Annotated in this window: 11 protein-coding genes; 1 reads left to right on the forward strand and 10 read right to left on the reverse strand. The window is 40.3% G+C overall.

Annotated elements, in window-relative coordinates:
* On the reverse strand, nt 1–1,615 hold a 1,615-nt coding region (locus tag GQF01_RS02435), incomplete at its 3' end, for a leucine-rich repeat protein (protein ID WP_161405297.1).
* Nucleotides 1,616–1,887: 272 nt separating this feature from the next.
* Nucleotides 1,888–2,118: a hypothetical protein gene (locus GQF01_RS02440; RefSeq protein WP_161405298.1), complete on the reverse strand. Its 231-nt coding sequence runs from the start codon at nt 2,116–2,118 to the stop codon at nt 1,888–1,890.
* Nucleotides 2,119–2,353: 235 nt separating this feature from the next.
* Between GQF01_RS02440 and GQF01_RS02445 the strand changes: the two genes are divergently transcribed.
* A complete protein-coding gene (locus GQF01_RS02445) occupies nt 2,354–3,295 on the forward strand; it encodes a serine hydrolase domain-containing protein (protein ID WP_161405299.1) in 942 nt (313 codons plus the stop codon).
* An 88-nt stretch (nt 3,296–3,383) separates the two neighbouring features.
* Here GQF01_RS02445 and GQF01_RS02450 read toward each other — a convergent pair whose 3' ends face one another.
* From GQF01_RS02450 to GQF01_RS02485, 8 genes are all read right to left on the reverse strand, one after another.
* On the reverse strand, nt 3,384–3,731 hold the full coding sequence (locus tag GQF01_RS02450) for a helix-turn-helix transcriptional regulator (protein ID WP_161405300.1): 348 nt from the start codon (nt 3,729–3,731) through the stop codon (nt 3,384–3,386).
* Between the two features lie 77 nt (nt 3,732–3,808).
* The gene (locus GQF01_RS02455; protein WP_235958819.1) at nt 3,809–4,279 is read right to left on the reverse strand and encodes a DUF1572 family protein; all 471 of its coding nucleotides are present in this window, start codon (nt 4,277–4,279) and stop codon (nt 3,809–3,811) included.
* Nucleotides 4,280–4,353: 74 nt separating this feature from the next.
* A complete protein-coding gene (locus tag GQF01_RS02460) occupies nt 4,354–5,160 on the reverse strand; it encodes a class I SAM-dependent methyltransferase (protein ID WP_161405302.1) in 807 nt (268 codons plus the stop codon).
* A gap of 135 nt (nt 5,161–5,295) precedes the next feature.
* Nucleotides 5,296–5,562 (reverse strand): CD3324 family protein, encoded by a 267-nt coding sequence (locus GQF01_RS02465; protein ID WP_161405303.1) that lies wholly within the window; start codon nt 5,560–5,562, stop codon nt 5,296–5,298.
* 340 nt (nt 5,563–5,902) lie between these two features.
* Nucleotides 5,903–7,855, reverse strand: coding sequence for a hypothetical protein (locus GQF01_RS02470; protein WP_161405304.1), 1,953 nt, complete (start codon nt 7,853–7,855; stop codon nt 5,903–5,905).
* A gap of 509 nt (nt 7,856–8,364) precedes the next feature.
* Nucleotides 8,365–8,640: a hypothetical protein gene (locus GQF01_RS02475; RefSeq protein ID WP_161405305.1), complete on the reverse strand. Its 276-nt coding sequence runs from the start codon at nt 8,638–8,640 to the stop codon at nt 8,365–8,367.
* 707 nt (nt 8,641–9,347) lie between these two features.
* On the reverse strand, nt 9,348–9,794 hold the full coding sequence (locus GQF01_RS02480) for an NUDIX domain-containing protein (protein WP_161405306.1): 447 nt from the start codon (nt 9,792–9,794) through the stop codon (nt 9,348–9,350).
* Between the two features lie 143 nt (nt 9,795–9,937).
* Nucleotides 9,938–11,053, reverse strand: coding sequence for an alpha/beta hydrolase (locus tag GQF01_RS02485; RefSeq protein ID WP_161405307.1), 1,116 nt, complete (start codon nt 11,051–11,053; stop codon nt 9,938–9,940).
* Nucleotides 11,054–11,345: the final 292 nt, after the last annotated feature.

Genomic DNA, 11,345 nt, shown 5'->3' on the forward strand with positions numbered 1-11,345 from the left:
CATCCAATTGATTTTGCGTGTAATTGCTCGCGTTATCGAGTATCTGCTGCGCCGAATTGGACGCTGTCTGCAGTGCGGTGCGCGTTCCCGCTGAGGCCTGTCCGACATCCGTACCTTCTGGATGATCCGTCAACGCCTGCTGCGCCACCGAAATCGCCGCGCCCAGCGCTGTCGGTATGCCCGCTTGTATAACGGCGGCATTAAACACTTGAACCGCTGTGTTTAACTGGTTAACGGCAGCATCCAATTGATCCTGCGTATAATTGCCCGCGTTATCGAGTATCTGCTGCGCCGCATTGGACGCGGTCTGCAGTGCAGTGCGCGTCCCCACTGAGGCCTGTCCCACGTTCACCCCTGCTGGATGATCCGTCAACGCCTGCTGCGCCGCCGTGATCGCCGCGCCTAGTGCTGTAGGATTCCCAGCTGTGATAATCACGTCTTCGAATGTGTCTATCGCCATTTCAAGTTGTGCCACAGCCACATCTAATTCGCCTTGCAGATATTGACCAGCTTGATTGAAAATTTGCTGGGCTGCTGTGATCGCGTTTTGCAAAGTGCTGCGATTTGCCGCCGAGGTTTGTCCCACGTTCACCCCTTGCGGATGATTCGTCATCGCCTGCTGTGCCGCCGTGATCGCCGCCACCAACGCTGCGGGATTGCCGGCCTTGATAATTTCCGCATTGAATGCTGAAATTGCAGAAGTCAGAGGAATTGCGGCGTTGTCCAGGTCGGAGGCGATGGTCGCATTCCCGATTCCGTCGACAAAAATCATAGCTGCATGATAGGCTGCAGACAAGTCGTTGTAGGTATTAGCCGGCACTTGCCCTACACCAGTGCCCGCCAGATGACTATTTAACAACGACTTGGCGCTGACGACCGCTTGAAACAACACAGTTCCGTCCACAAACGTATGTCCGTTACTCGACGCATAAGCATATACGGGTGAATTTGCAATTCCGAATATTTTCAGATTGCCCGGATTACCCGCAAATACGCCTGTCCCAAAAGTTGTTGCATTGCCTAACACAGTTATGCTTGTCAAGTTGTTATTATAAAATGAGCTGCTATCGACTTTCGTTACGCCTGCTGGAATGACTAGTTTCGTAATGTGATTAGTGTCGAAAGCTCCACCGTTAATCGTCTTCAAATTTTCCGACAATTTAATTGATGTCAAATTATTCATATAGAAAGAGTAGTTGCCGATCATCGTCACACTATCTGGAAATTCGACGTAAGTTAGAGGATTGTTTTCGAATGCACTGGATCCGATTGTTAACAAGCTGTCAGGAAGGTCTATGGAAGTGAGGCTAGTATAACGGAATCCATAGGTTTGAATTACCTTCACGCTGCTCGGAATCACGACGCTCGTAATTTTAGGTTTGCCCGTACCGTACGTATCAAATGCTGATCGCCCGATCTCGGTTACCGTCGTACCGGCATACGCAGCGGGAATCACCACGTTCAAATCCGTGCCCTTGTAGTCCGTTACCGTCGCGCCATTGGAACCGACTGTAAAAGTAAAATCGTTCTCAGCTGCATACACAGGCCGAATCTGCGACAATGAAGTCCCAAATACAAATAATACAATGAATAGGGATAAGACTAATTTTTTCATGATTTTCTCCTTTAATATAATGTTTGAAGCGAGATGACGATGAGAGTAGAAGCTTATTGGAGAATTGGATACGGAAAGGTATCTGCGGTTTCTGCAACTAGACGTTCACTATAATTCATAATAAAGAAGGCTAATGAAAGAATAATGAAAGATTCATACGATTTCGTGTAGGATCAATCCTTGTGGCTTCAAAAGAAATAGACAGCCGATATGATCGGCTGCCTACTTGTAATTTTTGAACTAACGTTCTCCGCTTTATGAACAAAAAAAGGTCATTTTTGCTTTCTGAGTTTATGTACTTCTATTATCAGTTCTATTGAACAAAAAGCCACCGTTAAAATACCAATAAAAGATAAAATATAGAGCATGCCTCTAACAGTAATATAAGCAATTGGCATGCTATCAAAAAGACTTTTTATTGTACTATGTGCTATTGAATTATTTAAAAAAAGAAGAAGTACTCCAGCTAAAATTCCATAAAGTAAAACTTTTTTTTGATCCATGAGAAGCTCCTTTTTAACAACATAATTACCTACTTTAAGCTATCGTTCCTTTAATTGCACTATCGTCACCGCAACGTTACACGCCTTACTTTATCCTTTGGTGTTTTATAAGTTCTCATTTATTGACCATCGGTTCATGACGCTTTCCGCCGTTTTGTCATACAGATATCGCAAATGGTATGATACATGTTGAATCTGAATGGATTACATCTACTACTGTAAAAGGAAGGCTATTATGAATGTCTCATCATTATTTACTGCTATTGCACCACTGGATTTGAGAAGTTGTTTAATAACTCAACAAGGACAGCTTATTTTCAAACACTATAGAGATCCTCAAACGGCAACAGCAATAGCAAGGATCAACTCATGCACCAAAAGCGTCCTAGCTTCGCTGATTTGTATCGCAATCGATAAGGGATTGCTGCCGCCACTAATGACACCCATATCCGCATTTTTCCCGCAGCTTGCTTTGTACAGTGATTCCCGCAAACAGGAAATTACACTTCAGCATCTGTTGACGATGTCTGCCGGATTTAATTGGACTGAGTTTGGTGGACAGAATTCCTTCCCACGTATGACTAGATCACCTAATTGGATTAATTTTGTTTTGGAACAGCCCTTATCGGATTCTCCTGGAGCTAGGATGGAATACAATTCAGGGGTTTCACAATTATTGTCTGCCATCTTGGTACAAGCAGCGGGTATGACAACTGCCCGCTTTGCCGAGTTATATTTGTTTGGGTTTCTTGAAATTGAATCCTATAAGTGGGAAATAGACCCTCAAGGCATTCATACAGGTGGATTTGGACTTTGGCTTTCCCCCTCAGATATGCTCAAGTTCGGGCAGCTATATTTGCAGCAAGGAAAATGGGATAACAAACAGCTCATTTCACAGGATCTGGTCGCACGTTCAGTACAATCCGCATTCCTCGTGGAAGGTCCACGCCATGGCTACTATGGCTGGCATTGGTGGACTGATTCATACCCTGTTGCACCAAACGATTCGTCCCCCCAATCTGTCGAGTACTATTACGCCCGTGGATATGGAGGACAATATATTTATGTAGTTCCTAGTCTTAAGACCGTTGTTGTTCTAACCAATGATAAACGAAAAAAAGAACAGTACCCTGTAGATGTGTTCCGCCAAATTATCGCACCATTACTGCAGCAGTAGCTATAGTACATTTTCGTGCTTCCAATAGACTTCCTGAGATCTTCTTGTATGCGCTATGAACTCCAGCACGCCTATGGTCTTACAGTGATTATTTTTGATTAAAAAAGTTCTTGAGCTTGCAAAGCACATCATCACTTTCGGGATAGCTATTGGCAGTAAGGTTTTGGAGAGCAATCAGAAACACATCTCGCTCTTCCTCAGACATGACCTGAGAAGACACGATCGATTCGTTGTCCAAAAGCGAAATCCCGCCGTTCTTTCCTTTGCTGCAATGAACAGGTATTCCTGCCTCACTTAAGGTATTAACATTTCTATAGATCGTACGTGTAGAAACGTCAAAATGTTCCGCGAGCTCTTTGGCAGTTGTTCTCCTCTTGCTGATTAGTAAATAGACCATCTCAAAATACCTGTTGATTGTCATAGGTTTGGCTCTCATCCCCCTTGTGTATGTCTATTACTACGAAATGTTCTCCATACCGTCCCACAGAGTTATTGAAGTGGCTGAACGAAGTTTCACTCCCACACTAAATTCCCTTTTCTCATTTTTGCTATGTATATGATTTGTCCCGTGTGACTAGGCAAATGTCTGAATTGATGTAAAAGCATTTCTAGAACGGTAGATTGATTGTTCAAACCAGCGGAGTCGAACGGTGGGTAATTTAAATACGGCTGTTCCAGTAGTCGCTCAGGATTCGCTTTCATCATTTCAATAACTGCAATGATGCAGTCATATGATTTCTTCGAAATTTCCAGTGCCTGATCTTTCGACATTTGTAATCCACGTTCGAATTCGATGCTCCTGTACTCGTTCAATGGAGCACCGAAGTATGCGGCATCAAACCAATATCGTGCTGCCCCTGAAATATGCGCAATCAAATTAATGATACTGTTACTCTCGGGTGTCGGTGACCAGGAGATATCCTCTTCAGATAACTGCTCGATCACTATGCGAGTCCATTTCTGGTCTGCTTTGTATTTCCTCAAGAGAATGTCAATCACTATATTTGAACTGTCCAAAACACTTCACACTCCCCTATTTTCCTTTAATTTTAACAAGTCTACTGACTTAATTTCGTTGCTTTCATCGATAACCATTGAGGAAGAGCTGCCATGGGATTCGATTTCCAGTTACATAATTGATCGAGTTTTTCTTTTGAAAGTATGTTTTCTCCATCTACATGTTCATCAACCCAAAATGAACCATCCTCTGCATACATTTCTTCAATATGATTCATGTATAAACCTGATGTGATCATGGCGTTCATGATATCCTGCATACGCCAGGTATATCTGGGTACGTTTTCAATAATAATAGGGCCTGTCGCGTGATAGGGTTTAACCACTGTGATTTTCTCGGTATCATTACCGAATAGACGGTTAAAGGGATGAAGCTCATACATGAGATAAATTCCATTATCTTTAAGAATTCTGTGAATATTTTGATACATAGCATTTAAGTCATGAATCCATACATGAACACCATTTGAGGTATAAACAAAATCATATTCGCTACTGTTAATTTTACTTAACTCCATTGTATCATCGCAAATAAACTCAATATCCCAACCGTATTTATTAGCGATTGCAGCGCTATGTTCTAATTGTCGTTCCGAAATATCGACTGAGGTTACGGATGCCCCCATCAAATGAAGCGCGAACACTGCATGGTTATCTCCGCTTGAAGGTACACAAATTCGCTTCCCTTTCAAACATGGAAGTCCCTTTTTGAGCATAGCGTAAGTCGTATGATGAAATGCTGTCTCGGGGTTATCGATTATTTTTGAAATTGCTTGATCCGTTCTGTATTTTTGGTACCACGTTTCGGACCATTCATTCCAAATTTTTTTCACGTTATGATTATCCATTCCATGAACCTCCTGTATCATTGATAGTCTAAGTATAATAAGGATCGCAGCTTAAGACTGGATAATCATTGACTAGGAATCATATTTTACTCAAAAAAGCCACATCAGGATGATTTGATGTGACTTTTCAGTAACTTATTTTTTAGAATAAATGATTTTTTTAATACTGTGACGTGAGAGATAGAATAAATCTGAAAGTTCATCCATAGACGCACCTTTTGAAAACTTTTGACGGATCTCTTCATTACGGGTGTTCAAATATTCTCTACTCCCGGAACTTTGACCCCATTTCTTACGCCATTCTTCAGGTGTTGGAATATATATGACCCCGCCATGTACATATTTTTGTATTTCCTTCAATATTTGTTCCGGCAGGATGTCTTCAGCGTTTAAATATTTCATTGTAACTCTGCTCCTTAAAATTTTTTAGAGTTTTAAGGTAGCAAAGTCTATACTGTAAACAGTTATCGAATCCTTAAACTTTACGACGGCACCCTATGTTTTTGCTCCATACAAACAACCGCCGTTGTTCATCGTATAGACTTTGCATGGAGCAAAACCACATCATTTCGTACTTGAACGAAAAGAAACTTTTTAAGCAACATCCACCCCTCCTTTTACGGATTAGAGACGATTTTAATATATAGAATTCGATAAGACTACATGAAAACCTTTGTCGCTTGCGTTAGCCTAACGATGATTTTGTTGTGGATAAATCATCCTGCATGATACAAAGTTTATTCTATTTAGTCCTCAAAATCGTGAATTCTTGTTGCCATAAAATCCTATCACTAATCTCAAGTCTAGCCCGCAGCTGGTTCTGCCCAATCTTCAGCGGCTTGGCTGCTTGATATTGGAAGAAAGCCATCCCCCACTGAATGGGTGCAATCCATTTTGAGTAGGTCTGAACGGCCTCTGCTGGTGGGGCTCCAATTTCTTCTACTGTCAACTTGGGTCTTAACTCAGGTGAAGCATTGACTGGGAGCTGTTGGGTGCTGTCCCGGAAGTCTACATGAAGTACCAACTGTTCTGAATCGACTGAAGCGGGAATAGCAAGAGCAGTCACATTGTACGCCTGAAGGGTGAATGTAAGGGAGTTATCAACCTTAGCTATAAGAGAACCGAACAAGTTCCGTACATCAGCTTCGTTTAGAAATATCTCTCCGTTTGACGAGATCTGTGGTACTGCTGTCAAGCTCACCTGCTGAACTTCTTTACCATTCCAAAGTGTTGTTGCCTGCAATGAACCGGTCTGAATGCGAAAACCATTACCAAACTTGCTGTTCTGGAACGTCGTCCAGCCGCCTGACTCACTTTTATCGTAACGGAAACCTTCGGATAGAAACGGAATGGATACATACCAAGTGTTATCGCGTATATATCCTACTTTTCGATCTTGAAACTTTAGCTCTTCGCCATCAATCTTTGCACTGTTGTAATATAATGTGTAAAAGGACATGTCTATAGCCGGATCAAATCCTTCACCCACAATATGATCGGAATATGGATTTAATTTCAACCAAACAAGTCCGACATAAGAATCAATCTGGTACCAACGGTTCCCTAGCGTATCATCCCAATAACGAATCGGGTGAATAATTTGAGGCGACGCTTGTGCGTATTTATACCAGTTACCTGAGGGGTAGTTCATTAGCTGTGCATTTGATTTCAATTCAATGGCCACATCTGTCGGTTTAGCAGCAATAGGATCGGCAAACTGTTTATTCACCCAACCATCCCCAGCGGAAGTATGAACATGATACCAGATCGGTTCATCTGCTGAATTCCCATATGGATTATTGTTAATTCGCTCGAAAACTTGCACGTTCTGAGGCTGAAGAATTGCCACCTCTTTCCCATATGAATATGGTTGTGCAAAAAGCGTTGTTCGCGTATCCAGCTCCAAGCTTTCTTGGGACTCTTCAATTTTCGCACCTCGGTAAAACATCCATTGAACACCGCCTACAGTCTCCACACGATAGCCCGTGCTGCTGAATGGCGAAATGAACTCTGCGGTTATTTGCCCAACACCTTCCGGTATACTTTCGTTCATGAAATAATCTTTCTCCGGCACTAAGCTATGCAGCGTGCCAATACGATTAAGGGGAATTCGAATCCATTGATCACCGAGCCATGTCGTATGAATTTGCAGCCATGTCATCGCGCCGTCATCGAAGTTATCGGCAACAAACCATCTTTTCGTAGCAGCCACCACTTCGACATCCTGTGGTGCCAATGAACCCGTTGATGGTGAATTGGTATTCGGGTTGGCGTACATCCGTGTATTGTCCAGCAGCGATACTTGCTTTGGAGGAGTGACGTCCAACGCATTTGAAGGCACATTGATCCACTTATCGCCAAGCCAGGTGCTGACTTTCCACCAATTATACGTATCTGACCATGGCATGCCTGCCTTGACTACTTGCACTTCCTGAGGAGCTAGATAGCCCTGAGGTGGACCACCGGAATCCTCATATTTGTCATAAAAAGGGATATTGTTCAGCAACCGAATAACGGAAGGCACTCTACCTGATTCAGGTACCTCCGAAGGGAACATTTCGTGCTGAAACTCCGGCTGCACACTAGGTATGGGCTTCCAAACAACAGTTGCCCCTTCCGCTGATGCGTCGAAAGTACATGTCATGATGACTTGCATTCCAACTACTGTCGCAATGGCTGCTTTTTTCCAGCTCACTGGATCACACTCCTATCCATTCTTTCAAGTTAAACCAGTACATTTGGTTATACTCGGTATTTGTTCCAAAGTTTTCATTTCCACGTTAATCCCAAGCTCCCTTTTGTACTATTCTTCGAAGTCAACACCAAATTCCAGCTTGGAAAGTCAATTGAAACTTACTCGGTACTCGTTTTGCCCGATCGGAGTGAAAAGCTGCCATGCGGCAGCCCTTAAAGTATTTAACTATCGTTCCCCGTTAGCGGAACAGACCTCCAACAGTTCGTTGGGAGCCAGCCGAGGCGTTAAATGAGGGGTTACGCATTTTTGCAGAATTCCTGTATTATCATCATCCCAGAATTCCTTCACTTTCTAATTCACTTTTATTTGCAGGCCTTAAAGAAATATCTTTTCCCCATCCGATTTTAGTTCCATACTTACCGTTATATAAACAACCACATGTTGTGCATTCCTTTACAACTGTTTTACTGCTTATATCTGTATAATAATGAAGCTGACCCTGACAAACATCACATGACTCTTCGTTCCTTCATTAATTTATCTATTTTCTTACGTGTATCTTTTACCATATCTTCAGAGATAGCTAGTTCATTAGGGTTTAAATTCATTATTGTTTTATCCCAATTATTTGTCCATTTTGGATGAGCATTTTTAATGTACTTCTCAATGTATGTCCAAGATTCCCTAAGTCTATCTATAATTTTTGGAGGATTAAAATTACTTGGTTCGGATACTAAATCTAAAAAAATTCGAGTAACCTTATTTAGATGACCATAGATATTCATAATATCACCATTGAATAAAATTTGTTTTTCTGATTTTGCTAAGCTATTGGTACAATAACCCTATTTCAAATTTCTGATTCCTTCCTAGGGCAAATGCATTACTGAACATACTTGGACGAATAAACTTTGGAATCCTGCGTTAAACTGCCAGTTGCTTCATGAAAACAGGGAACAGCTGCCGCGGCAATTTGGTCCCTGTTTATTGTGCTATAGTGTCCGTTAGCTCAAATACCAAGGTAAATCATTTTGTAAATTGTCGGCTGCCTTCAATGTTGGTTTATTAAGCTAACGTTCCTAGTTAGTTCAATCCCCATTGTTACATGATCAAAACATTCCCTATAGGCTTAACGTTTCTAAAATTCTCCTTGCATAAAAGTCCCAATCTACATGATCCGTGTTTATTTCCAAAGTCGGGATCCGCGATCTTCTTGCACAATTACGCAACTTTTCTTGACTCTCTAAAAAACGGTTGCATGTCTCCTCTTTACTTGTTGCGGAATGATATTGCATAACAAATGATTTCCATTCTTCGCCGCGACTTTCAACATACCTCGATTCAACGATATCCGGAGACAAAGTTAAGAGTACACAATGTGCATTCAAGTTTAATAAACGTTGTTCTAATATCTCCATTTCTTTATGATCTGTAAATGCAGCACGTTGGCCTAGGTGGAAATTTCGTTAAAATAGCTTTCCCAGCTAGCATATTAACATTTGAATTGTTGTTCAAATACAGATTCAGCAATCTCTAATAGCTCAAGTCGTAACCCCTCGCCTTCAATTTTCAATATAAGTTGCCGCGCTGTTTCAAAATTCATGGTCACTCTACCTGTTGTTTCAAATCCCTCGGGCATGATTACATAATCTTTTACTCTAGCCATAACAAATACAGTATATGTATCCGTACTCTCCCAATACCAAGCAGCAATAGGAACTCTTTTAGATTCTAAAATAAGACCTGCTTCTTCAATTGACTCACGGTTTAAAGCCGTATTAATTTCTTCATTGCCTTCAATTCTCCCACCGAATGTTGTAAGCGCCTTCTCATTTTTATCCCAAACCATAATCATTGAGCCATCTTTCGTAATTGGTATGCTGTGTACACTAGCAATTTTTTTATCAGTTGGAAAAGAGCCATTTAAAAGACTTAGCATTCTATCCCTCCAATATCATGATTCTACAAGTATTCATTGAAAAAATGGAAAAACCTTCTTACCTATTAGTGCAATATATGGACATTGCACTCTTCCACTTTTTAATTGCACCCCCGCTAATCTGATACTGTCATAAATACCCGTTAAATATCATTCAGAAAACTCCTTATTTCTGCCCAGGCATCGTCGCTCGAGAAAATGAAAAAATGATCACCATAATGTATCGTCTTCATTTTCTTTTCACCGCCCCATTCATCTACAAGTTTATTCGAATATTCGATGGGAATATTTCTATCTAGATCTCCTGCTATGCCTAATAAAGGTGTATGAATGGAGGAAGCCTTACTTATTGAATTGAAGGATTCTTTCATAAAATAAGATAATGGAAACATATTATACAACTTCAAAGTGTTTGAAATTCTTTTGCTTAATAATTTAGAGTAATTATCATATGGGGAAACGAGTATTGTACTTATCGTTGAACGCTCACTAGATAAGTGAACTGCGACTCCCGTTCCTAGGCTATATCCCATTGAAACAATTTTTTTACCATCAATATCGCTTCTGTTGGAAAAGTAATCATATAGGAGAGTAGCATCATTATATAATTTATCCATAGTTGGCTCTCCTTCGCTCAGTCCATATGATCTATAATTCACTAATGCTACTGACCATCCATCCAATCTCTGAACAATTGACATCATATCTGATACTTCTTCCCCTGACCCTCCGAAATAAATGATTAGAGGCGATTTTAATTCATTTGAACCTTTAATAAGCCATCCATGTAATTTGGTATGATCTGATGAATTAATTTCAATCTCCTCAGTATTACTGGAATGCAAACTTATTATCTTGTCTGAAATTGATTTCTCAATCGTCTTCGGTTGATAAACAAGATGATTCAATTCAATAATTTTATCTATATTATGAAAAATAATGAGGCTAAGACATAAATAAGTGCCAATTATTATTGAAAAAGTTAAGGAAAGAATGATTTTTAATTTTAAAGGATTACTTTGAATTATTCTCATTAAAATAAAAATTGTAAGCAGAAATAGAATAAAGGATAACACAGAAAGAGTATTTATTTCTAAGGAATATTTCTTGAAAATTTCTAAGTAACCTAACTTAATTTGCGCGATATTCTTAATCCAAGAAGTCACTTTGTAAGACATAATTAAACTTGTTACTCCAAGAGTGCTCATTAATGTAGATAATATTATAATGATACATAACCCCATCTTACTTAATTTCATTTTTCATCCCTCCTATCTCCTTATTCTAGATGTTATAATTTGGAAAAGGATCTCATTTATTTTACCTCTTTCATAAAAATATTGACCAGAATTAATAATAGAAAAATAAAAAAAGGCAGTTCCAATAATGAACTGCCCGTTTGACATAGAAAAGGCAGCCGAGTGTTGAACTGCACCCCATTTGTTAGACACCACTAACAATGGAGGTGCAGTTTTTTTGTCTAATTTCAGTTTAGATGAGAAATTGAAGGCCATTCAAAGGTATCAGAATGGTACTGAAGGAGTCAAAAGT

It is taken from the genome of Paenibacillus silvestris, assembly GCF_009882985.1.
In the GTDB taxonomy this organism is placed as follows: Bacteria; Bacillota; Bacilli; order Paenibacillales; family NBRC-103111; genus Paenibacillus_E; species Paenibacillus_E silvestris.